Below are 22,889 nucleotides of genomic sequence, written 5' to 3'. Positions count from 1 at the left end.
TCACCGCGCTTTCTTCAGGACCTCGGAATAGATCGCTGCATGTGTTGCCGCGATCAGCCTTCTTTGCTCCGCCCGTGTGCTCGAATCCATTGCCTGCGTTCGATCGTCGTACGATGCCCGCACGGCAGAAACGAGAGTGGCGGGATCGAACGAGTCGATTCCCATGCGGAAGGTGTGCACCTTCGCCTGGTCTGCGTGGAACCCACAGTCCGATGCGACCACGGACGTGCCGAGATCACGGCACGCCTCGAGCCAACCGGAGTGCGTACCGAATCGATACGGCAACACCGCGACATCGATCGACGCCAGATAGTCCCACAGCGCGTCGTCGTCGAATCGTCCGTGCACACGCACATCCACATCGGGAAAGCTGTTGTAGTCCAGCAGCTTCGCGCCGACAGTCGGATTGTACCAATGGCTGGAGAACTCGAACACGTCCTCGTCGATGTCCAACCGGACCGACGCGTCGGGGAGCGAACGCGCAGCCTCGACCACCGCGTCCATCACCGCCAACGGGTCCATGTTGGACCGCAGGTTCTTGGCATGAACGCCGATGACGAACGAATCCGACTGTGGGCGCGGGATGTCCATACGCTCGAGGGGCACCACGTGCGGATGTTCGACCACTGTGGCCTCGACGCCCCATCGATCGCGAATCCAGTCGGCCGCTCCCCGAGTCAGGGTGATCACGGCGTCGGCTGCGCACACCAGCACATCCAGTTTGCGCAGATGATCGGCGTTGTCGGCGAAATGGGGATTGTGCAGGTCGTGAACCGTCAGAACCATCGGCTGCCGGTGGGCGCGCAGATGCGCGACGGTACGGGTGAGCTCCTCCGGCTCGAACGACTCGAAGCCGAAATGCACGTGCAGTACGTCGAACCGCACGTCGGTCTGCTCGGCCAGCCACCGGGAATCGAGCAGCCGCGGCGGCCACCACTGCCCGGGCACGTCGACGTGGGCCGGGGCCGGATCGGGCAGTAGCACCACCGATTCGTCGGCGGAGCCCGCGGGCTCGGCGTTGCCGAGAACGGGCTGCAGATGCTGAACGTAGGCATGCGAGGACGGCACCGATGCAACGCGAATCATGAATTCCTTCGGGGTCTGGCAGGCGGACCGTGCCTGGTCCCGACACGCGATACTCAGGGTCAGTACCCACTTCGGCCTGGGTTCAATCGGGGTTGGCGCAGCACCGTCACCGGGTCTACGTTGACGAGAGATGATTCACCACGAACGAGCACACGACGTCGGGGCAAGTATGGACGGTCGCACCCGCCACTACGGCGATTTCTACGCAGCAACGGACAACCTGGGTCGTTCCGAGGACACCAGGCCACTGCTGCTGGTCTGGGGAAACTGTCAAGCCGAGGCGCTGCGCATTCTCCTCGGTTCCGATCCAGTCATGCCGCTGCGAACCGTGCGGATTCCGCCCGTTCACGAACTCGAACGTGCGGACCTGCCACACGTCCACCGACTCGCGCGCCAGGCGTCGGTGCTACTGACGCAACCTGTCCGAGCCGGCTATCGTTCGCTGCCGCTCGGGGTTCCCGACCTCGCCGAAGTGCTTCCGGCAGATGCCACCATCGTCCGATGGCCGGTACTCAGATACGCGGGGCTGCATCCCTTTCAGGTGATCGTTCGACACCCGAGCGACCCGGCCGCCGTACCGAACATGGTGCCGTATCACGACTTACGCACGATCCTTGCCGCCGAGCGTGGGCTCGGCAGCAACGAGGACTGGGACCGACCGGTCTCGGACATCGGGTTGCGACACGCAGCCGAAGCAAGCCTCGACGAGTTGCGTCGACGAGAGAGCCGAGACACCGACGTTGCCGCCTCCGACCTGTTTCGAGACGCCGGGAGCAACGCCACTCACACGATCAATCATGCGACCAACGCGGTGCTCACTGCAGTCGCCCAGCGGATACTCGACCACCTGAACACCGGCTGCACGGTCCGGGACCCGGGTCGTCAATTGCTCGGCGGTGTCCGTGCGCCCATCGAGCAACGAGTGCTCGATGCTCTCGGCCTGGACGGCAGCCCACGCTCCGATTGGTCGGTCGACGGCACCGCGCATTCACCGGATTCCGTTCACCGCGCTCACCTGCAGTGGTACGCAGCTCACCCCGAGTTCGTCGGAGCCGCGCTCGAACGGCATGCCGAATTGATCGAAATACTGGAGCTGGCACCGTGACCGGGCGAGTACATCACCTCGTCGCCGGCCCACCCGAACACGGCGTCGTGCGCTGCGCACGCGAATTGGCCTCCGCGACAGCGAGTCCGGTGATCTCCGATATCGAGCAGCTTCCCCTCGACACCCCGATCCACGTGCACTTCACCGATCGATTGTTCGGCGGCACCGCACCCGAGGCCGCGGATGCGTTCGTTGCCGCCGCTCTGCGGCACCGCGCGCCCATCACCGTCACGGTGCACGATGTTCCGCAAGTGTCCGACGGCCGCGCATTCGAGGCGCGGAAAGAGTGCTATCGACGGGTGATCGACTGCGCGTCTGCCGTCGTCGTCTCCAGCATGCACGAGCAACTGCTGCTCGAGGATGTCCTGGACCGTCGAGCAGACGTCCGGGTGATCCCACTTCCGATCGGCAGTGCGACGCAGCCGACGGAACACCGCGGCACCACGCGAAGAGTCGTCGCCGTGCTCGGGTTCGTCTATCCGGGCAAGGGGCACGAGGAGGTACTCGGTGCCATGAAATCTCTGGATACCGACGTCGGCTTTCTCGCCATCGGATCCGCGTCCGCGGGCCATGGATCCATGATCGACGAACTCGGTTGTGTCGCAACGAACAGTGACCGGTCCTTCGATTCGACGGGCTTCGTGCCCGATGCCGACCTCGACGAACTCCTACGATCGATCGCGGTACCCGTCGCGTTCCATCGGCATGTTTCGGCATCCGGTTCGATCAATTCCTGGATCGCGGCAGACCGCCGCCCCCTCGTCCCTCGCGGTCGATACGTGGAAGAAATGGAGTCCAACTCCCCGGGGGCACTGTGGATTCACGAGAATTCGGTCGACGGCCTCGCCGCTGCACTGTCCGAGGCGCTGCGCAACCCTGACAAGACGTGGCAGGACCGAGATGTCGTGCACTACCCGACACTCCCTCAGGCCGCCGCACTGTACTCCGCGCTGTTCGACGAACAGTGCGCGCAGGCGGCGCTAGGACTTCCCGACGGCCGGTGGGTCGTACCGAACAATCGGTGGGATCTTGTCCCGTCCGTCGACCGCGAACCGCATGTGTCGGTGGTCATCACGTACTTTCGCCAGCAACGCCAACTCGAGCTCGTACTCGCCGCGCTGGCACTGCAGACCTATGCGGCCTCCCGAATTCAGGTGATCGTTGCCGACGACGGGTCCGACGTCGCGCCGGACGTCGACGTATTTCGTTCCACTCTCGACATCACCGTCGTTCGACAGGCCGATCTCGGTTTCCGCGCGGCCGCGGCCCGCAATCTCGGCGCTTCGGCCTCCGAGGGTGAGGTTCTGTGTTTTCTGGACGCGGACACCGTCCCCGAACCCGGATACATCGCGGAGACGGTGAAGCTGCTCGCGGCCTTGCCCGACGCACTCACCGTGGGGCGTCGACGGCACGCCGACATGTCGGCCGTGCGGGCCGAGGACATGGCGGGGTGGTTCTCCGGACGATCGGTCGGTCCACCGGAATTGACGGAGCCGCAATGGCTTCGAGACGGATATGCACAATCGCGTGACCTGCTCGATGCCGATCGACGTTCGTACCGGTATGTCATCAGCGCCGTCATGTCGTGCAGTCGTGAGCTGTTCGACGAGGTCGGCGGATTCGACGGGACCTTCGTCGGATACGGCGGCGAGGATTGGGATTTCGCGCACCGCGCCTACGACGCCGGTGCCGTCCTGGCGCACATGTCTCGAGCGGTCGCCTGGCACGACGGACCGGAATGGGCCGAGCGGACGGGCGGCGATCGTGAACGCAAGAACGCCGAGGCCCTGATGCTGTCCTCCCGCATCACCGACCCGGCGGCCCGCACGCATGGCCTCGTCTACGCCGTTGCCGAGATCGTCGTGGTCGTCGATTCGACGGGACACAGCTCGGCGTCGCTGCTCGCCACAGTCGGATCGGTTCTGCACGAGCGCGATTGCGCGGTGTGGATCGACGGCGTCGACGCGGCGCCGTTGCGAGCGCCGTGGGGCGACGTCGACTCTCGCATCCATCTGGGTCGGCCGAGCGACACCGGCCGAAGTCACGTTGTCGTGGACGTTCGCGGACTCGTAGTGTTCGGCGAAGGTGCCGTGCGCCGTATGCTGGCAACCGGTGCCGATCGCCTCACCGTCGATGTCGGCGGAACCGGTGCCGTCGAATTGCGCAGTTCACGGTCGAGTGCACGCGCGGCGCGGTGGGCCGGCGCACTCGGTCGCACACCGGAGGACGTAACGAGAGCGTTGTTCGGGCACATGCACCGCACGGGCGTCGAATTCGGAGTGTCCACCGGTGAACTGCAGCCGAATCTGGCCTGGTGATGTGTGGTGCGATGCCGCGGCCGGGCGGCAAGAGACAGCGGCAGCCGGTAGAAGAATGCACGTCAGAGTTCGTCGGGGACGATGTAACAGCAAGGTCGGGTGAACAATGAACAGAACGCTCTATTCGATGATCTGGATGATGGCAATCATCGCGCTCGTTGCATTGATTTGGGGCACAGTCGGATACGTGTACGCCGACGAACATCCGCTGCGTCGCGCGGCGTTCGTCGGTGGCAGCGTGTTGATCGCGGGATGGGTGCTCGTACTCACGGCCGTAGGCATCAAGATCTCGCGCTTGAAAGCGCGCAGGAGGGCGAGCAACTCCGACGACGACTGACGCCCGACGCTCCGGTGCGGATTGAGAACGCGGTGGACGGGTACTTCGTTGTCTCGACGCGCCATCGCCGGTCACGTGCTCGTCGGGTCGTTTCATTCGGTGCCGAGCAAGGATTCTCGATGGTCAATCAGCGCAGTACGTCGAAGCAGCAGAGCATGTCGGTACGTCCGGCGACTCGCGAGGAGTATCTGTCCACGTGGTCGACGCTGCACAACGACATCGATCCGTCCTCGTCCGCACTGGTTTCGGGTTGGCTTCGCGTCGTGTACTCCTTGAGTGTTCCGCTGGTCCGCGCGTCGGTGTCCGCCCATGCCGTCACCTTCACCGCCGTGGTGGTGGCCGGGGCGGCGTTGGCCCTCTCGCGGCCAGGCACCTCGGCACCACTGATCGCAGCCGTGCTGATCGTCATCTCCGGGCTGCTCGACGGTATCGACGGCGGGGTGGCAATGATCGGTCGGTCCCAGTCTCAGTGGGGATACCTGCTCGACACCGTCGCAGATCGCTGCAGTGATCTGCTGCTCCTGGCCAGCGGTCTTGCCCTGGGAGCTCCCGTCCAGGTCGTTGTAGCGGTCGGCGTGACGACATTGCTGCACGAGATGGCCCGCGCCAGGGCCGTGGGTTCCGGAATCGAGGACGTCGGCTTCCTCACGGTGTGGGAACGTCCGTCGCGAGTGATCGCCGCCGCGGTCACGGCAACGGTTGCCGGTGCCGCCCCGGCCTCTGCAGGAACATCGGCAACGATCGGTGTGTCCGTGACGTGCGCGCTCGCAGTATTCGGATTCATTCAGTTGATGTTCGGGTTGCATCGTCGAGCAGATCGAACTCGGCGGTGACCAACCAGCCGGCGAGAGCCAGCACGTGGAATACGAACATCCACAGCATGATCGCCACGCCGCCTCCGATCGCGGTGAGACCGCCGAAGGGTGCGCCCAGATCCACCGGAATGGCCAAGAACAGGATGAACCCGTGTACGAACCCGGTGACGATGGACGATGTGACGAGTGATCCGACGATCAACGCGCGCCAGCCCACTGCGCGGGGCGCAATCACGCGGTAGGTCCATGCCAGCGGGACCGACAGGATCAACCACAGGCAATTGAAGCCGAGGAACACCCGCAACGCCATGGCTCCGTTGCCGCCGCCACCGGTCGACGCCTCCAGCAACCGAGCGACGCTCAGCACGCCTGCCAGCAACACCGGTGCGGCAACGAAGAACGGCACCATCGCCAACCGACCGCGCCAACCGGTGAACGATTCCCGTGTCGGAGCGAATCGCACGATCGCCCTGCGCAGCCCCTCTCCGTAGAACGTTGCGGGGAAGATGGCGATCAGAACACCGACGGGCCCGAGTTCGATTCCGGCAGTGGCCAATCCGTCCAGCGCCGCACGAGCACCGAGGGCATCGGGCAACAGAGCCGACATCGCGTCGAAACCGGCACCTACCCACTGCGACGAGGTCAGCAGTGCGCACGCGCGAATCGTGAGGAGCAGCAGCGGCACCACGGCGATCACGGCATAGAAGGTCAAACCGCCTGCGATCAACGTGGTGTCCTCACGCGCGAACCCGGCTTTGATCGCGTCGACTCCACGCACTGCCTTGGTGCGTATCGAGGTCATGTCGCCCGAGTGCCGGAGCACAGATCGACCGTCACGGCGTCATTCAAGAGTGACGTCCACTCCGTCGATGACCTTGAGAAACGGGCAGATCGATGTTGCCTGCGCCAGCACGGCTTCCGGATCTTCGGTGCCGGGCAGGGATACGGCGAGGGCGAAGGTCGCGTCGTATCCGGATGCGTCGGAGTCGGTGAGTACGACGGTGCCTTTCACCGCGAGGTCGGCGACGCTTCCGCCGACCGTTCCGAGGGCGATGCGCAAGGACTCGACCAAGCAACTCGCCAACGCGGCGGCCATCAGCTGTTCCGGATTGGTGCACTCCCCCGGCCCACCGAGTTGTTCGGGTTCACGCACGTCCAGGGAGAGCACGCCGTCGTCGGACGTCACTCCGGTGGCGGTGGCGGAAACAGTTGCGGTGTACAGCTCGGTGTTCATCGATGCCGGATGTCCAGTCGGCGTCGGATCGAAACCGGCGGGGGTCGAGCATCCGAAACGACACCGAGGGGTACGTGTCGATGTTCACAGTTCCGACACACTCCAGTTTGACGGAACCTACCGGCGGGTAACGCTGCTGTCAGGGCCGGGCATCACGCTGTGACCCACAGGCATCGGCCGGAGCAATCGACCACCCAACCGAAAGGGGAGCACCATGAGCACATCTACTTTGATCGCGCAGTTGCGCATTGCACTGCAGTTGACGAACACCGAAATCCAGATCGCGGAGACTCGCGTCGTTCAGGCGCGCACCGAGGCGGTTCGCAGGGAGTTGTCTCAGAACGCCGCGAACGGCCGTGATCGCGCCGCTGCCATCGAGGAAGCACTGCGCGGACTCGGCGGACTGCCGGAGCTCGTTGCACCGTTCCTGGGCCGTACGCTCGCCGCCGTCAAGACTGTCGCCGAGCAGGCACAGCCGTTCGACGAAGCCCTGCTGGGCGATCTTGCTCTCGAGCAGCAACTGCTGGGCCGGGCCAAGTACATCAAGGCACTGGCAACAGCGGCGAACGAGCCCACCGTGGTCGCACTGGCGACTCGGCTGGCCACAGCGCACAGCGCCACGGTCGCATGGCTCGAGACGGTACTGGCAGAAGACGCTCTCGGGGGACCCGCAGCACTGCGTCGCACTCCGTTCCAGGCCGCTGCAGGCACCGCAGTGAAGATCGTCAACGCCCCGGCAACCTGGTCGGCACGCCGACTCGATCGGGCACTCGACGTAGCCCGCTCCACCCCGGACCGCCTGAGCGCTCTGCTGGGCCGCGGCGCACACGCCGGTGACGTTGCAGTCAAGACCTTGGCAGCGAGCCGCGACGCAGCCCTCGAAGCTGCCGAGGACGTCACCCGCAGCGAGGGAGTCGATTCGGTCGCCGACGCGATTCACACCGCACGTTCCGCCGGTGGATCTCTCGACGCCGACGAGCTGCCGATCGCGGACTACGACGATCTCAACGTCTCGGACGCCGTCGCCGCCATCAAGGACCTCACCAACCCTTCCGACGTACGCACGATCGTGACGTACGAGGAGGCCCACAAGAACCGCCACGGAGTCGTGTCCGCAGGACAGACGCGCGTGGCAGCCATCGCCAAGGACGTCATCTCCATCGACTGATGTCGATCGACTGATCCTTCTGCGAATACCGATGCGGCCCGTGAACTTCCGGGCCGCATCGCTGTATTCGAAGCACGCCTTACGGCTTCAGCAGAACCTTGATCGCACCGTCCTGCTTCTTCTGGAAGATCTCGTATGCGTGGGGAGCTTCCTCGAGTGACAGCTCGTGTGTCGCGAACGAATCGACGCCGAGAGGATCGTCGTCACCGAGCAGCGGCATGATGTCGTCGATCCACTTCTTGACGTTCGCCTGCCCCATCCGGAGCTGGATCTGCTTGTCGAACATGGTCATCAGGGGAAGCGGATCGACCATCCCGCCGTACACGCCGATGATCGAGATCGTTCCGCCTCGACGGACGATGTCGATGGCCGAGTACAGCGCACCGAGTCGATCGACACCGGCCTTCTGCATCATGGGCGCAGCAACAGCGTCCGGGAGCATTCCGACGATCTGCTGAGCGAGTTTGCCGACCGGGGATCCGTGCGCTTCCATGCCCACCGCGTCGATGACTGCGTCCGTGCCACGGCCGTCGGTCATCTCGCGAATGACGTCGCCGACGCCACCGCTGTGCTCGGCGAGATTCACCGTCTCGATTCCTCGTGCCGCAGCGCGGGCGAGTCGTTCGGGAACGAGGTCGACGGCGATCACGCGTGCGCCCTTGTGCTGGGCGATCCGCGCTGCCATGTCGCCGATGGGCCCGAGCCCGAGAACCGTGACCGATCCGCCGTCGGGAATTGCCGCGTACTCGACCGACTGCCACGCGGTGGGCAGCACATCGGAGAGGTAGACGAATCGCGAATCCGGCGGTCCCTCGGGAACTTTGATGTGAGTGAACTGCGCCTGCGGGACGCGGAGATACTCGGCCTGACCGCCGGGAACCTGTCCGTAGAGCTTGGAGAAGCCGAACAGCGCTGCGCCCGTTCCCTGGTCACGGACCTGGGTGGTCTCGCACTGCGTGTACAGGGTGGAATTGCACATGTAGCAGTGGCCGCAGGAGATCTGGAACGGAATGACGACCCGGTCTCCGACTGCGAGATCTCCTGTCTGCGAACCGACTTCCTCGACTATCCCCATCGGCTCGTGGCCCAGGATGTCACCCTGGTCCATGAAAGCACCGAGGGTTTCGTACAGATGCAGGTCCGACCCGCAAATGTTGGTGGTCGTGATCTTCACGATCGCGTCCGTCGGTAGTTCTATCCGCGGATCGGGAACGGTGTCCACGCTGACTTTTCTCTTGCCCTGCCAGGTCACTGCGCGCATGGGGTCCTTCCGGTGCAACGACTCCGAAGTTCGAGGTCGTTCGGTGCGCATTGCCTGTTGTGACAGGTCACAAACACATGCGTCGCGCGCGGTTGGTACCGCCCGGCAGCGGGTAGTCACCAGTATGACCGCGTTGTTCTCAGTCGACCCGTCCACTGCACGCTCTCCGGCACTGCCCATGCCGTGTGGGCCGATCACGGATGCGCTCACCCGGTGTTTGATCGCGGGTGAGCCGAACGGCCCTGCTCCCCTGCCGAGGCCGACCGAGGTCGATGCCACGTCCCGAGACGTCCAACTCGCGCTCCTGATCTGCTACGAGCTGCACTACCGCGGGTTCGACGGCGTCGACGACGCGTGGGAATGGGACCCCGATCTGCTGCGACTGCGAGCAGCGCTCGAGTCCGCCTTCCTGACCTACGTGCGAGCGAACGTCGAGCCCGGCGACGACGCCACCGCAGAGATGGACTCCCTGTCCGTCGAGGCGACGTCGGGAACCGGCCCGTCGTGGTTCCTGCGCGACGAGGGCTCGTGGGAGCAGATGCGCGAGTACTTCGTGCACCGATCCGTTTACCACCTCAAAGAGGCCGATCCGCACGCCTGGGCAATTCCCAGACTGACGGGACAGGCCAAAGCCTCGTACGTCGCAGTCGAATTCGACGAGTACGGCGGCGGCAAGGGCGATCGACTGCACCAGCATCTGTGGGCCGAGTCGATGGTGGCCGCCGACCTCGACGCGTCGTACCTCGGGTACGTCGACCGCGTTCCTGCGCAGACTTTGGCGTGGGTGAACCTCATGTCGCTCTTCGGCCTGCACCGCGGACTTCGCGGTGCCACGGTCGGGCATCTCGCCGCCACCGAGATCACGTCGTCACCGGGCTCACAGCGCTACGTGCAGGGATTGCGGAGATTGAACGCACCCGCAGCATGCATTGCGTTCTACGCGGAGCACGTCGAGGCGGATGCCGTGCACGAGCAGGTGCTTCGTCACGACGTGGTCGGCAACCTACTTCGCAACGAGCCCGAACTCGAAGCCGACGTGGTGTTCGGAATGCGCGCGCTGGATTTCGTGGAGAACGAACTCGCTGAGCACGTGATGGCGCGGTGGTCGGCCGGTCAGTCCTCGCTGGACTGAGACGGTCGCTTCTTGGCGCGGTGGCTCGTGTCGCACAGCGGATAGGACTTGCTGCGACGGCACGTGCACACCGCGACCACGAATCGATCCGATTCCACTCGCGTACCGTCGTCGAGTTCGATACTCACCGGTCCGTCGATCAACATCGGTCCACCGCGGACGATCCTCACCGTGGTGCGTGCGCCTGTCGCATCATCGCTTGTCGCCACGAACAACCACCAACTCCTCCGTTCGGCACCCAGGAGCCAATACTCCGCGGGCCTCCAGCCACTCCGCACGACGGTGCATGACCGGCCCGAAGTCGATGATCTGTCTGCTCGCCTCGGCCACCGAGAATCCGTTGCCCGAGAGCATGTTCACCGTACGTCGTGGCCCGGAAAATTCCGAGTGGACGACGAGCAACACCCCGCCCGGTACCAACAGATCGGCCGCGGCGCTGCACAGCGGATCGAGCACTGTGCGGCCGTCCTCCCCCGCATCCCACGCGCGGTGCAGACCCATCCCCGTCGGGGGAAGTTCGGACGGTACGTATGGAGGATTGCACAGCACTACGTCGAACGGCTCGAGGTGCGCAGCCTCTGCCAGCGAACCCAACCTGACGTCCACCTCGACGCCGACCGAACGTGCGTTTCTCTGCGCACATTCCACGGCCCGCGCCGAGATGTCGAAGGCGACGACCTCGCGGGCTCCCAACAGTGCGGCTGTGATGGCCACCGCGCCGCTTCCGGTGCACATGTCCAGTACCCGAGCTCCGGGCACGACGCCGGTTTGCGCAGCGATGTCGCACAGCAGAAGCGAATCCTCCTGTGGCTCGTACACTCCGGGGTCGGCATGCACGGACGTCAGGGATCTGATGGAATCGTATTCGGCTGTCGTCATCGGCGTGCCTCCCGAGCTCGGCGTGTTCGGATGTGTATTCCCTCCACCCTCACCCTCAAACCCGTTGTCGTTTCGATGCATACGAATCAGCGTCGCGGGGTACCTCGAAGATGCGTGGTTCAGCAACAGCCCGCAGTCCCCAAGTTCTCTACTGCCGACTCCGCCGTGCGCCAGGGCCGAGAGCGGCTGCACAGGAGTGTCCATGATCGTCGTACCGTCCATCTCGACCCCGCTCGCGGAAGTGATTCCGTCGCTGTCGCACTCGCACGGTCGCGATACCGACATGATGCTGTCGGTGGACGAGAGCGCTGGTGCCGACATCGTCGTGCGAGTGACCGGTCCGATCGGCGATTCGGACGTTCCGGTTCTCGCCGAAACGCTCGGCGAAGCCGCTGAGCGAGGACGGGCATTGATACTCGACCTCTCGTCGGTGGTCGCAGCCGCTGCGGGTATCCATTCCGTGCTCGACGCCACCGCCATCCGTCTCGGCCGATGGAATCAGCAACTGGCCGTGGTGCTTTCACCGGCACTGCAGGGTGTCAGGGCACAGCTGGTGCCGAATCGAGTCGACGTACGTCCGTCTCTCGACGCACCCATGGTCGCGCCGGCAACGGATGCGCTGTGACCCAGTCCGATACGGCGAGAACGACGCCGGCCCCCGTCGACGCCGATCCCGATGACCCACGCAAGGCCGACTCCCCCACCGACCTGAGCAAACCGTCGTTGATGTTCGCTGTGAAGAAGTCCGCTCGTGAGTTCTCGCGCGATCAGTGCACCGACCTCGCTGCGGCGTTGACCTACTACGCCGTGCTGTCGCTCTTCCCCGCAATGCTCGCTGTCGTGTCTCTACTGGGCGTGTTCGGTCAGGGCCGCTCCACTGTCGACGGCGTTCTTCAGATCGTGTCGGATCTGGGCCCGGCCTCGGCAGTGGATTCTCTGCGCGGACCCATCGAGCAATTGGTGCAGGCCCCTACTGCGGGACTCGCGCTCGCGACGGGACTGGCAGGCGCGCTGTGGTCTGCGTCCGGCTACGTCGGTGCATTCGGCCGCGCCATGAATCGTATGTACGAGGTCGACGAGGGGCGGCCGGTGTGGAAGCTCCGACCCACCATGCTGATCGTCACGATCGTTGCGCTGGTTCTGTTGGCGTTGGCGGCTGTACTTCTCGCGGTCAGCGGACCGGTCGCCGAGGCCGTCGGAGACGCAATCGGGCTGGGTAGCACCACGTTGGCTGTGTGGAACATCGTCCGGTGGCCGGTCGTACTGGTTCTGGTCGTGGTGGCCGTCGCCGTGCTGTACTACGCGACACCCAACGTGCAGCAACCGAAGTTCCGTTGGATCAGCTCGGGGGCCGCAGTCGCCATCGTCGTGTGGATCCTCCTCTCGGCCGGATTCGGTTTGTACGTCGCCAATTTCGGTAGCTACAACAAGACCTACGGCTCACTCGCCGGTGCCGTCGTGTTTCTGCTGTGGCTGTGGCTGACGAACCTGGCGTTGCTCTTCGGCGCAGAACTGGATTCGGAACTCGAACGAGGCCGCCAGCTCCAAGCAGGTCTGATCGCCGAGGAACAACTGCAGTTGCCCCCGCGCGACACCAGGGCATCGGACAAGAACGCCGAAAAGGACTCGGACGCAGTCGAACAGGGCCGAGCCCTACGCGAGCACCACAACCCGGTCGCGCAGCCCGAGGCCCGTAGGGCCGATCCGTCGCACCCAACCGCCGCTTTCCCTCGGGCGCACTCGGGCGATACCGACTCCCGCGTGGTCGCGGCATCGGCTGCCGCTGCGATGGGCGTTCTCGCGGCCGTGGTGACAATTCGTCGACGTAAAGCGCGAAAGGTGTTGTGAATGACTACTCCGAGCAGGACATACGACGTGATCGTCGTCGGCGGCGGAAACGCAGGCATCAGCGCCGCAGCGCGACTGCTGAAGAAGGGCATCTCCGATGTCGCTGTCATCGAACCCAAGCAGGTGCACACCTATCGGCCCCTGCTCTCGTACGTGGGTTCCGGTCAGGCAGCGCTGACCGAGGCCGAGCGCACCCAGCGTTCGGTGATACCGAAAGGGTGCGTCTGGCTGGAGGATTCGGCGGTGGCGATCGACGCGATCGACCGCGTGGTGCGATGCTCCTCTGGCGCGAGCTACGGCTACCGCGATCTCGTACTCGGTCAGGGCCTCGTGGTCGATACCGACGCGCTGCCCGGCGTCGAGTCGGCGCTCGAATTCCCCACGGTGGCAAGCAACTACCTCGACAGAGCCGAACGCACATGGGAACTGGTGCGCGATCTGCCCGCCGACAGCAGTGCTGTGTTCACCGTGCCGCGCCCGCCGGTCGGGTGTACCGGCACCACACTGAAGCCGTTGTTCCTGGCTGCGGACCACTGGTCCCGTACCGGCCGCCTGCCTGGAATCGACATCACGCTGGTGGTGGATCGACAGCGACTGCTCGGCGTGCCGGAGCTCGACGCGAGGGTGAACGAGCGGCTCGGTGAGCTGGGCGTGCGAGTGTTGACCCGTACCGCGGTCACGGCGCTGCACCCGGAAAGCGGGCACATCACCGTCACCGGCCACGACGGTGCCGACGAGCGCCTCGGCTACGACATGCTCCACCTCGTCCCGCCGTTTCGAGGTCCGACGTGGTTGGAGAAGTCCAATCTGACGGGTACCGCGCCGCACGGTGTCGTCGACATCGACGGGGGAACTCTGCGTCACCGGGTACACCGGGAGGTATGGGCCGCAGGCGACGGCGCGGCCATCGACACCGACTCCTCGGGTGGCGCACTGCGCAAGCAGATCTCGATTCTCGTCGACAATCTGATCGCAGCTCGCAACGGAAAACCGTTGTCGCACTACGACGGTTACACCGTCGCTCCCATCGCAGTCGGCGCGCACAGCTTGATCGCGGCCGAGTTCGACCGCGCCGGAACCCTGACGCCATCGCTACCGTCGTTCCTCGATTCGCTCAAACCACGGCGTGCGGCTTGGGCATTCGACCGATACGGGCTACCGCTGACCTACTGGAACATGATTCTCGCCGGCCGCCTCTGACCGGTCGGGCGAGGTCATGAACCCGTCGGGGTCCTCGACGACTACCTGATGGCCTTCGTTCTCCAACACCCGGAGCGCTTCGCGCAGCAGCCTCCGGGCAGCGCCGTCGATGGCGCGAACTTCGCTGAAATCGACTCTTGTGCAGTTGCCTTCGGAGACGCTGCCGATCAACCGAGCGGTGACCGCCTCCGCGCCTGCGAACCGGAGATCGCCCTGCAGTTCGACGGTGGTCACATCCTCGGCCTCGGTCATGCTTCGGATGGCCGATTCACCACTGGGCGCGACGTGCATCATGTGCAAACCCAAGTCGCGCGAGAGCCTCTCGAACACCGCAACCCCGCGCACACTGTTGCCGTGTTCGTTCAGTTTCGGCGACACCACGGCAATCCCCACTTGGCCCGGCAGCACCCCGATGATCGCCCCAGCCACTCCACTCTTGGCCGGAATGCCCACGGTCGCAAGCCAACTGCCACTGCCGTCGTACATTCCACAGGTCGCCATGACCGCCAGAACGTGGCGATCGACCGCCGGATCGAGTACCTGCTCGCCCGTGTTGGGATCCTTACCTCCGTTCGCCATCACCGCGGCGATCCTGGCCAGGTCGTTGCATGTCACGGTCACCGCGCACTGCCGCGCATAGCCGTCGACGACATCGGCAGGTTCGGCTCCGAGGTGGCCGACCGATTTCAGGAGGTGCGCGATCGCGGTGTTCCGATCGTCGGATTCGAGTTCGGCCTCGTACACCGCACGGTCGACCGAGAGTTCGCGGCCGGCCATCCTGCTCAGCAGGTCCGTCATTCGCCCCGCGCGCTCTTCGCTCCCGTGGCCTCGAATCATCGAATGCACCGCCAGCGCACCGGCATTGATCAATGGATTTCGCGGCCGTCCGGTTGTCGCCTCCAACGAGATCTCGTTGAACGAATCGCCAGAAGGCTCGACGTCGACGGCTTCGAGCACGGTCTCGATTCCGTTGTCCTCGATGGCGAGCGCGTACGCGACTGCTTTGGCGATCGATTGGATCGAGAATGCGACGTCGGTGTCGCCCGCTCCGTGCAGCGATCCACCGACGGTGGCGAGAGCGACGGCGAAGGTGTCGGGATCCGCCGAGGCCAGTTCCGGGTTGCCCTCGGTCACGGTCCCGCCGTCGAGTTGCCGACAGTCCCTTAACACGGAGGCGAGGTACTCGGGAACGGGAGATCTCATGGTCCCACGCTAGTCCCCGCCGGGCAGGTCTTGACACCACAGCCGTACCGCCGTTTACACTCCTGATTCCTCAACCGTTGTGGAGCCCCCTCACGCGAAGATCGGATTACTCGAGTGCGATTACGACGCCTGATCGCTGCCGACTCGGCAGACCGTGTAGCCGTGTACGAGACCGAGTCGGGGTCGTGGGTCGATCTCGATGCCGCTGTCTCGACATTGGGTGCCGACGACGCACTGCGGTCGCTCACCCGCAGCATGCTCGGGTTTCTCGATGCCGGTGAACGAGCCCGCGACGCAGCGACCGCAGTGGTGCACCGTGCGGTGGAAGAAGGCGTGGCGGTGATCGACCGGCCGACACCGACACTTCCCGTGGTTCCGGCGTCGCTTCGCTGCTTCCTCGGCTGGGAAGCACACTGGGATCTCGCTGCGCACAACCTGGTTCGCCGAAACCTCCCGCGAGCCGTTCCGTTCATCCGGGGATTCGAGACACTGACTCGGACAACATTTCCGGCACTCCGCCCGGGGCCTGGCTTCGACGACCACCCCGTCTACTACACCGGAAATCACCTCACCGTCGTCGCCGACGAGGCTCCGGTCGAGTGGCCGTCCTACAGCCGAGCACTGGACTTCGAACTCGAATTCGGGGCCGTGGTCACCCGGCCCGTTCGCGACGCATCCGAGCGAGAGGCCACTGCTGCGATCGGCGGATACGTGGTGTTCGACGACATCAGTGCCCGAGACACCCAGTGGGATGAACAGCGTCGCACCCCATTCGGCCCCGTGGTCAAGACCAAGACCTTTGCCAGTTCCATGGGAGCCGATATCGTCACAGCCGACGAGATCACGCCGCATCTGGATTCATTGACGGCCACCGTCACGGTCGACGACGAGTTGTGGTCGACCACCGGCACCGCAGGGATGCGGTACTCCATCGGCGAATCTCTCGCATACGCGTCTCGCGGCGAAAACGTCTATCCCGGTGAGTTGTTGACATCCGGCACGCTTCCGCGCGGTTGTGGGCTGGAACTCGACCGCTGGATTGCGCCGGGCGATCGCGTCCAGCTCAGCATCGACCGGATCGGTTCGGTCACCAACACGATCGGCGCTCGCTGAACTCGCCTGCGGCTCAGCGCTCGATATCGGACTTGTCGGTGGAGGCATCCTGAAACATCTCCAGGAACGAGCCGAAGCCGGACGCACCCTTGCGTGATTCGTCCATGTTGTGGTCGACGGCTCCTGCCGCCCCGTCGTCGTGTGTCATGCCTTGTAGCTTGCCGCTCGAAAATTGCAGTCGATGAGGGGTGAAGGACACGAATTGGCAACGAAAGATAACGGACCGATAACGACGAACTCGAAGCTATGGATGGATCGAGCACGGTTTCCATCCATAACTTCGAGTTCGGTAGAGAGAGTTAAGCCAGCTCGAAGCGATCGAGCATCATGACCTTGTCCCAGGCCGCGACGAAGTCCTGCACGAACTTGTCCTTGGCGTCGTCGCAGGCGTATACCTCTGCGAGAGCGCGCAATTCGGAGTTCGAGCCGAACACCAGATCGTTGCGGGTGCCGGTCCACTTCTTCTCACCGGTCGCCGCATCCTTGGCCTCGTAGATGCCGTCCTCCGCGGTGGGAACCCATTCCGTGCCCATGTCGAGGAGGTTGACGAAGAAGTCGTTGGTGAGCGTGCCGACCTTGTCGGTCAGTACGCCGTGCGACGAATTCTGGAAGTTGGCACCGAGCACACGCAGACCGCCGACGAGCACGGTCATCTCCGGTGCGCTGAGCGACAGCAGGTTCGCCCGATCGACGAGGGAGTACTCCGCCGGGAGCTTCTGGCCCTTGCCGAGGAAGTTGCGGAAGCCGTCGGCCTTCGGCTCGAGGTCGGAGAACGAATCGACGTCCGTCTGCTCCTGCGTCGCGTCCATGCGGCCCGGGGTGAACGGCACGCTGACTCCGGCCGCCTTCTCGAGTGCTGCGACGCCACCGAGGACGACGAGGTCGGCGAACGACACCGTTCCGGAGAACGACTGCTGGATTCCCTCGAGCACTCGGATGACCTGTGCGAGCTCGTCGGGCTCGTTGACCTCCCAGCCGGCCTGCGGCTGCAGACGCAGACGGCCGCCGTTGGCACCGCCGCGCTTGTCGCTGACGCGGAACGACGACGCTGCTGCCCAGGCTGCCGAGATCAGCTGCTGCTGAGTCAGTTCGGAGTCGAGGATGGTCTGCTTGAGCTCGGCGATCTGCGCCTCACCGATCAACTCGTGATCGACAGCGGGGATCGGGTCCTGCCAGAGCAGGGTCTCCGACGGAACCTCGGGGCCGAGGTAGCGCGATACCGGTCCCATGTCGCGGTGGGTGAGCTTGAACCACGCCTTCTGGAATTCCTCCGCGAGCTCTTCCGGGTGGTCGAGCCAGCGACGGGTGATCTGCTCGTAGATCGGATCGACGCGCATCGCGATGTCCGAGGTCAGCATCGACGGGTGGCGACGCTTGGTGGGATCGGCCGGGTCGGGAACGAGATCCGCGCCCTCGCCGTTCTTCGGACGCCACTGGTGCGCGCCGCCGGGGCTCTTGTAGAGCTCCCACTCGAACCCGTACAGAGTCTCGAGGAAGCTGTTGTCCCACTGGGTCGGCGTGGGTGTCCAGATGACTTCGAGGCCACTGGTGATCGCGTCCGCGCCGACACCGCTCTGGAAGCTGTTCTTCCAGCCGAGGCCCATCTGCTCGATGGGAGCGCCCTCGGGCTCGGCACCGATGTGCGCGTCGGGATCCGCAGCACCGTGCGTCTTACCGAAGGTGTGCCCACCGACGGCAAGCGCCGCCGTCTCGATGTCGTTCATTGCCATGCGGCCGAAGGTCTCGCGAATGTCCAGTGCGGACTGCACGGGATCCGGATTTCCGTTGGGGCCTTCGGGATTGACGTAGATCAAGCCCATCTGCACTGCGGCCAGCGGGTTCTCGAGGCTCGTGCGATCACCGTCGTAGCGCTCGTCGCCGAGCCAGGTCTGCTCGGGGCCCCAGTAGACGTCCTCGTCCGGCTCCCAGGCGTCGACACGTCCGCCGGCGAAGCCGTAGGTGGGCAGGCCCATCGATTCGATGGCGACATTGCCGGTGAGCACGATCAGGTCGGCCCAGGACAGCTTCTTGCCGTACTTCTGCTTGATCGGCCAGATGAGACGGCGCGCCTTGTCCAGGCTGGCGTTGTCCGGCCAGCTGTTGAGCGGCGCGAAGCGCTGCATACCGGCACCGGCACCGCCGCGACCGTCCTGCTTGCGGTACGTGCCCGCGGCGTGCCACGCCATGCGAATGAAGAAGGGGCCGTAGTGACCGAAGTCGGCGGGCCACCAGGGCTGCGAGTTCGTCATGACGGCTTCGATGTCGCGCTTGACCTCGGCGAGGTCGAGGGAGTTGAACTCGGCTGCGTAGTCGTAGTCGGCACCCATCGGATCGCCGACGGCCGGATTCTTCTTGAGAATCTTGAGGTTCAGAGCCTTCGGCCACCACTCACGGTTGCTGCCACCCTCGACGGGCAACGGCATCGCGTCGTGCATGACAGGACACTTGCCGCCCGACTCCTGCGGCTGATCCTCGTTCATCTCTTTTTCGCGTGTTGTGTGATCTTCTGACACGTGCGTCCTTCCAAGGTGTGACGATCGGGCTGTGATCGAGGTGGGTCACGAACTCTGCTGTGTTCGGGAACCGGGAGGGAACGAAACAGGAGCTGCCGACTGCCTTCCGGCAGTCGAACACTGTGCGCAGAAGCCCCAATAAATGACTTCCGCCTCGTCGATCGTGAAACCGACGGAGTCCGATGCGGTGAGACACGGCGTTTCGCCGACGGCACAGTCCACATCGGCGATGACGCCGCAGGAGCGGCACACCGCGTGGTGGTGGTTGTCGCCGACACGAGACTCGTACCGGGCAGGAGATCCCGCCGGTTCGATCCGCCGTACGAGGCGCGCCGCGGTCAACGCATTGAGCACGTCGTACACGGTTTGCCGCGATACCTCCGGCAGCACCGATCGCACGAGTCCGAGGATCGTGTCGGTGTCTGCATGAGGATTGGATCCGACGACCTCGAGCACCGCGACCCTGGGACGGGTCACGCGCATGTCGGCGGTGCGTAACAGCTCCGCGTACGGTGAGATCGGCATCACAGCAATACTATCCTCCGCTTTTCTGGACAAAGTCAAGTATGCAGACGAATTCGAAGTCTGTCGACCGCAACGTCGCGAAACGCGAGGTTCCAGGGCCACCGCGACGCCTACTGTTCGCTCTTCCGTCGCTCTCCGGTGGGATTTGCTCCGGCCTCAGGCCAGTGCCAGGAACAGCTTCTCCAATTCGGCCTCGGTCATCGGCTCCTTATTGCCCGAACTTTCACCCGTCATGCATTCGCGCAGACCGGTAGCCACGATCTTGAATCCGGCCTTGTCCAGTGCCCGGGAAACAGCTGCGAGCTGAGTGACGACGTCCTTGCAATCGCGTCCGTTCTCGATCATCCCGATGACGCCGGCGAGCTGACCGTGCGCGCGCTTGAGTCGGTTGAGTACCAGTGCGATGCTGTCTTCGTCGCCGATCATGTCGATCCCCTCGATGGTTGTGGCAGTATTCGCGATGGTACCCCCGGGGGCATCAAGCGGGATCGGATCCGGAACCGCCGAGTGCCGCGATCGCTGCCTGCAGTTTCGTGGTGGCCTCGGCGGCGACCGCACCCAACTCGGGCTCACCGGCCACCTCGATCATGATGGCCGGATTCATGGCCTCGACGATGACCGATCCGGCTGATGCGGTGTTCTCGCGAACCACCACATTGCACGGCAGCAGCAAACCAATCTGCTTCATCACCCCGACTGCGCGATGCGCGAGTCCCGGGTTGCATGCCCCGAGAATCACGTAACGCTCTATGTCCTCGCCGAGCTTGGCTTTGAGGGTGGCCTGCATGTCAATTTCGGTGAGAACTCCAAATCTTTGCTCCGACAACGCCTTTCTGGTGCGGTCGATCGCTTTGTCGAAATCGGTGTCGGTCAGCGTGGTGGACAGTGCGATGTTCATGATGACTCCTGAGAAATTGTCGTGTCAGTGCGAAAAGCGGATGGAGGGCAGCACCGAACGCAGCCAGGCCGGCGACCACCAGGCGCCGTGCCCGGTCAACCGCAACAGGACAGGAAGCAGCACGAGCCGAACGAGAAACGCGTCGAGCAGTACAGCGACGCCGAGGATGATGCCCATCTCTTTGGGTGGCAACGGATCCGAGAGCGCGAACGTGAAGAACACCGCCACCATCACCGCTGCCGCGGCGAAGATGACTCGCCCTGAGTGGGCCAAGCCGTCGACCTGTGCAATCTTGGAGTCACCGGTGCGCTCGTAGTGCTCCTTCGCGGTGGCCAAGAGGAAGACCGTGTAGTCCATGGCGATGGCGAAAATCATCGCGAAGAAGAACACCGGGCCCCAGCCATCGAGGAATCCTTGTGGGGTGAATCCGAGCAGGGACGCGCCGTGGCCGTCCTGGAAGATCAATTTGGCCACTCCGAAGGCCGCGGCGGTGGACAGCAAGCTCACCAGGGTGCCGAGCAACGCGATCAACGGAGCCTGCAGCGCCACCAGAAGCAGCATGAATCCGAGGACCAAGATGATCCCGACGACGATCGGCAGGTAGTCGTTCAATGCCTGCTGCAGGTCCAGGTTCTCCGCGGGTGCTCCACCGACGAGTGCCGAATCGGGCAGCGTGGATCGCAGATCGGCGAGAATGGTACCCATCGCTTCGTCGGACGGATCCACCGACGGAATTGCTTGCAGCAGAGCAGATCCCGAACCGTCTGCGGCAGTCTGCGGCGGCGTCACCATCGAGATCCCGTCGACTCCCGCAGCGACGGTCGCGGCGTCGAGAGCATCGGCGTCGGCAACCACGATCTGTAGCGCTCCCGGCGCACCCGGCCCGAACTGGGCCTGCACGAGTTCGTAGCCCTGCCGCACCGGTGCATCCTCGGGCACCACCGCGATCGACGGCATCGCCACCTTCAAGCCGAGTACCGGAAGCGCCAGGGCGATCAGAATTCCCACCGAGACGACGGCGAACGGCCACGGGTGCTTGTGCAACAGCTCGCCCCATGCGGCGAACTTCGGGGATCGATGCTCCTGCCGCTTGGCGTACGGCAACGAGGCTGCGTTGACGTTGGAACCGAGCGCCCCCAATGCCGCGGGCAACAGTGTCATCGTCGCCAGCAACACGAAGGCCACGGCCAGCATGATCCCGACAGCCATCGTGCGCACCGCAGGCGCGGGGACGAGCAGCACGGCGGACAGACTCACCAGCACCGTCAGCCCGGACAACACGACGGCTTTGCCTGCGGTGTCCATGGTTTCGGCCACTGCGGCCCGAGGGTCGGCGTTGCGCAACGCGTCGCGGAATCGAGCGACGATGAACAGCGCGTAGTCGATTCCGAGCGCGAGGGCGAACATCATCGCGAAGTTCATGGCCCACACCGAGATCGGCGTGACACCGTTGAGCAGAACGAGTCCACCAGCGGATGCGACGAGTCCGGCAACGGTGAGCAGCAGTGGCAATCCCGCAGCGACAAGTGATCCGAACGCAAGCACCATGATCGCCAAAGTGACCGGCCAGGAGAACAGTTCGGCCTGAATCATTGCATCGTGGTTTGCCTTGTTGAAGTCCGACCACAAGGCCGACGAACCGGTGGGGTACACCTCGATTCCGTTGCCCGAGAGCGCGGTCAACCGTTCCTTCGCATCGTCGACGGCTTCGACCATCTCGTCAGTCGTGCCGTTCGCCCCGGCGATGACGATGCCGGTTCTGCCGTCCGGACTGATCGTCGTACCCGGTTGCGGCGCAACGACGTCCCCGAATCTGGTGTCGCCGGTGAATACGTCGGACACGTCGGCAATTACATCCTGAACGGCGGAATCGGTTATGGGTGCCGAGTCGGAGTGGACGACCACCTGCACCGCCGCCGAAGAATTACCGCCGAAGTGCTGCTGGGCCAACTCTCGAACCTGTACGGATTCGGATCCGTTCGCCTGCCATCCGGCTCCGGCCAGCGACGAGAACACCGAGGGCGCAAACGAACCCAGGCCCACGAGCACGATGAGCCACACACCGAACACCCACCGTCGATGGGCCACCATCGAGCCGCCAGCGCGGCCGAGTAGGCCCGGCTCGGTTGCCGGCCGATCATCCGGTGGACGAAGAACTTGGGCATCGCGCAGCGACATGGTGCTCCTATACGGGTGGGGGTATCGAACAGAGCAGACGAGACCCTCGAACCAACGAACGAACGTGCCCACCCTC

At 64.5% G+C, this 22,889-nt stretch carries 23 protein-coding genes; 10 read left to right on the top strand and 13 right to left on the bottom strand.

Annotation, left to right across the window (positions count from 1 at the left end; all coding sequences use genetic code 11):
- On the bottom strand, positions 1-1,086 hold the full coding sequence (locus ACNEOT_RS10580; protein WP_415973950.1) for a glycosyltransferase: 1,086 nt from the start codon (positions 1,084-1,086) through the stop codon (positions 1-3).
- A 130-nt stretch (positions 1,087-1,216) separates the two neighbouring features.
- Between ACNEOT_RS10580 and ACNEOT_RS10575 the strand changes: the two genes are divergently transcribed.
- The 4 genes from ACNEOT_RS10575 (at position 1,217) to ACNEOT_RS10560 (ending at position 5,679) form a co-directional block, all read left to right on the top strand.
- Positions 1,217-2,191 carry a WcbI family polysaccharide biosynthesis putative acetyltransferase gene (locus tag ACNEOT_RS10575; RefSeq protein WP_415973949.1) on the top strand — a complete coding sequence of 325 codons (975 nt, stop codon included), beginning with the start codon at positions 1,217-1,219 and terminating at the stop codon, positions 2,189-2,191.
- Positions 2,188-4,509 carry a glycosyltransferase gene (locus ACNEOT_RS10570; protein ID WP_415973948.1) on the top strand — a complete coding sequence of 774 codons (2,322 nt, stop codon included), beginning with the start codon at positions 2,188-2,190 and terminating at the stop codon, positions 4,507-4,509. The genes ACNEOT_RS10575 and ACNEOT_RS10570 overlap by 4 nt, the downstream gene beginning before the upstream one ends.
- 106 nt (positions 4,510-4,615) lie before the next feature.
- A complete protein-coding gene (locus ACNEOT_RS10565) occupies positions 4,616-4,846 on the top strand; it encodes a hypothetical protein (protein ID WP_415973947.1) in 231 nt (76 codons plus the stop codon).
- Between the two features lie 119 nt (positions 4,847-4,965).
- Positions 4,966-5,679: a CDP-alcohol phosphatidyltransferase family protein gene (locus ACNEOT_RS10560; RefSeq protein WP_415973946.1), complete on the top strand. Its 714-nt coding sequence runs from the start codon at positions 4,966-4,968 to the stop codon at positions 5,677-5,679.
- On the opposite strand, the gene ACNEOT_RS10555 is transcribed toward ACNEOT_RS10560, so the two are convergent.
- Together ACNEOT_RS10555 and ACNEOT_RS10550 are read right to left on the bottom strand one after the other, a co-directional pair.
- On the bottom strand, positions 5,627-6,463 hold the full coding sequence (locus tag ACNEOT_RS10555) for a YihY/virulence factor BrkB family protein (protein ID WP_415973945.1): 837 nt from the start codon (positions 6,461-6,463) through the stop codon (positions 5,627-5,629). The two genes, ACNEOT_RS10560 and ACNEOT_RS10555, sit on opposite strands and share 53 nt — an antisense overlap.
- A 39-nt stretch (positions 6,464-6,502) precedes the next feature.
- Positions 6,503-6,895 carry an OsmC family protein gene (locus tag ACNEOT_RS10550; protein WP_415973944.1) on the bottom strand — a complete coding sequence of 131 codons (393 nt, stop codon included), beginning with the start codon at positions 6,893-6,895 and terminating at the stop codon, positions 6,503-6,505.
- A gap of 214 nt (positions 6,896-7,109) precedes the next feature.
- Between ACNEOT_RS10550 and ACNEOT_RS10545 the strand changes: the two genes are divergently transcribed.
- The gene (locus tag ACNEOT_RS10545) at positions 7,110-8,063 is read left to right on the top strand and encodes a ferritin-like domain-containing protein (protein WP_415973943.1); all 954 of its coding nucleotides are present in this window, start codon (positions 7,110-7,112) and stop codon (positions 8,061-8,063) included.
- A gap of 79 nt (positions 8,064-8,142) precedes the next feature.
- Here the strand turns inward: ACNEOT_RS10545 and ACNEOT_RS10540 are convergent, their stop codons facing one another.
- A complete protein-coding gene (locus ACNEOT_RS10540) occupies positions 8,143-9,324 on the bottom strand; it encodes a zinc-dependent alcohol dehydrogenase (RefSeq protein WP_415973942.1) in 1,182 nt (393 codons plus the stop codon).
- 124 nt (positions 9,325-9,448) lie between these two features.
- Here ACNEOT_RS10540 and ACNEOT_RS10535 point away from each other — a divergent pair, with 124 nt between their 5' ends.
- The gene (locus ACNEOT_RS10535; RefSeq protein WP_415973941.1) at positions 9,449-10,456 is read left to right on the top strand and encodes an iron-containing redox enzyme family protein; all 1,008 of its coding nucleotides are present in this window, start codon (positions 9,449-9,451) and stop codon (positions 10,454-10,456) included.
- Here ACNEOT_RS10535 and ACNEOT_RS10530 read toward each other — a convergent pair.
- Positions 10,438-10,602 (bottom strand): CDGSH iron-sulfur domain-containing protein, encoded by a 165-nt coding sequence (locus ACNEOT_RS10530; protein ID WP_415975095.1) that lies wholly within the window; start codon positions 10,600-10,602, stop codon positions 10,438-10,440. The genes ACNEOT_RS10535 and ACNEOT_RS10530 overlap by 19 nt on opposite strands.
- A 46-nt stretch (positions 10,603-10,648) precedes the next feature.
- Positions 10,649-11,335 (bottom strand): HemK2/MTQ2 family protein methyltransferase, encoded by a 687-nt coding sequence (locus ACNEOT_RS10525; RefSeq protein WP_415973940.1) that lies wholly within the window; start codon positions 11,333-11,335, stop codon positions 10,649-10,651.
- A 202-nt stretch (positions 11,336-11,537) separates the two neighbouring features.
- On the opposite strand from ACNEOT_RS10525, the gene ACNEOT_RS10520 reads away from it, so the two are divergent.
- From ACNEOT_RS10520 to ACNEOT_RS10510, 3 genes are read left to right on the top strand one after another with little or no spacing between them, the layout of a single operon-like run.
- On the top strand, positions 11,538-11,960 hold the full coding sequence (locus ACNEOT_RS10520; protein WP_415973939.1) for a hypothetical protein: 423 nt from the start codon (positions 11,538-11,540) through the stop codon (positions 11,958-11,960).
- A complete protein-coding gene (locus ACNEOT_RS10515; protein WP_415973938.1) occupies positions 11,957-13,183 on the top strand; it encodes a YihY/virulence factor BrkB family protein in 1,227 nt (408 codons plus the stop codon). Before ACNEOT_RS10520 ends, ACNEOT_RS10515 begins: the two co-directional genes overlap by 4 nt.
- Entirely contained in the window at positions 13,184-14,383 is a 1,200-nt protein-coding gene (locus ACNEOT_RS10510; protein ID WP_415973937.1) for an NAD(P)/FAD-dependent oxidoreductase, read from the top strand. It begins immediately after the preceding gene.
- On the opposite strand, the gene glsA is transcribed toward ACNEOT_RS10510, so the two are convergent.
- The gene (gene glsA, locus ACNEOT_RS10505) at positions 14,339-15,586 is read right to left on the bottom strand and encodes a glutaminase A (protein WP_415973936.1); all 1,248 of its coding nucleotides are present in this window, start codon (positions 15,584-15,586) and stop codon (positions 14,339-14,341) included. The two genes, ACNEOT_RS10510 and glsA, sit on opposite strands and share 45 nt — an antisense overlap.
- Before the next feature lie 162 nt (positions 15,587-15,748).
- Between glsA and ACNEOT_RS10500 the strand changes: the two genes are divergently transcribed.
- Positions 15,749-16,699, top strand: a complete 951-nt coding sequence (locus ACNEOT_RS10500; protein WP_415973934.1) for a fumarylacetoacetate hydrolase family protein — start codon at positions 15,749-15,751, stop codon at positions 16,697-16,699.
- Positions 16,700-16,712: 13 nt separating this feature from the next.
- On the opposite strand, the gene ACNEOT_RS10495 is transcribed toward ACNEOT_RS10500, so the two are convergent.
- The 6 genes from ACNEOT_RS10495 to ACNEOT_RS10470 form a co-directional block, all read right to left on the bottom strand.
- Entirely contained in the window at positions 16,713-16,847 is a 135-nt protein-coding gene (locus tag ACNEOT_RS10495) for a hypothetical protein (protein ID WP_415973933.1), read from the bottom strand.
- A gap of 151 nt (positions 16,848-16,998) precedes the next feature.
- On the bottom strand, positions 16,999-19,179 hold the full coding sequence (katG, locus tag ACNEOT_RS10490; RefSeq protein WP_415975094.1) for a catalase/peroxidase HPI: 2,181 nt from the start codon (positions 19,177-19,179) through the stop codon (positions 16,999-17,001).
- 78 nt (positions 19,180-19,257) lie between these two features.
- Positions 19,258-19,737 (bottom strand): Fur family transcriptional regulator, encoded by a 480-nt coding sequence (locus ACNEOT_RS10485; RefSeq protein WP_415973932.1) that lies wholly within the window; start codon positions 19,735-19,737, stop codon positions 19,258-19,260.
- 156 nt (positions 19,738-19,893) lie between these two features.
- The gene (locus ACNEOT_RS10480; RefSeq protein ID WP_415973931.1) at positions 19,894-20,163 is read right to left on the bottom strand and encodes a metal-sensitive transcriptional regulator; all 270 of its coding nucleotides are present in this window, start codon (positions 20,161-20,163) and stop codon (positions 19,894-19,896) included.
- Between the two features lie 52 nt (positions 20,164-20,215).
- The gene (locus ACNEOT_RS10475) at positions 20,216-20,635 is read right to left on the bottom strand and encodes a DUF302 domain-containing protein (protein WP_415973930.1); all 420 of its coding nucleotides are present in this window, start codon (positions 20,633-20,635) and stop codon (positions 20,216-20,218) included.
- A 24-nt stretch (positions 20,636-20,659) separates the two neighbouring features.
- Positions 20,660-22,813 carry an MMPL family transporter gene (locus ACNEOT_RS10470; RefSeq protein ID WP_415973929.1) on the bottom strand — a complete coding sequence of 718 codons (2,154 nt, stop codon included), beginning with the start codon at positions 22,811-22,813 and terminating at the stop codon, positions 20,660-20,662.
- Between the last annotated feature and the right edge of the window lie 76 nt (positions 22,814-22,889).

It is taken from the genome of Rhodococcus sp. 077-4, assembly GCF_047782425.1.
GTDB lineage: Bacteria > Actinomycetota > Actinomycetes > Mycobacteriales > Mycobacteriaceae > Rhodococcoides.
The sequence above is the reverse complement of the archived record's forward strand: the minus strand, read 5'-3'. Positions and strand labels throughout refer to the sequence as shown.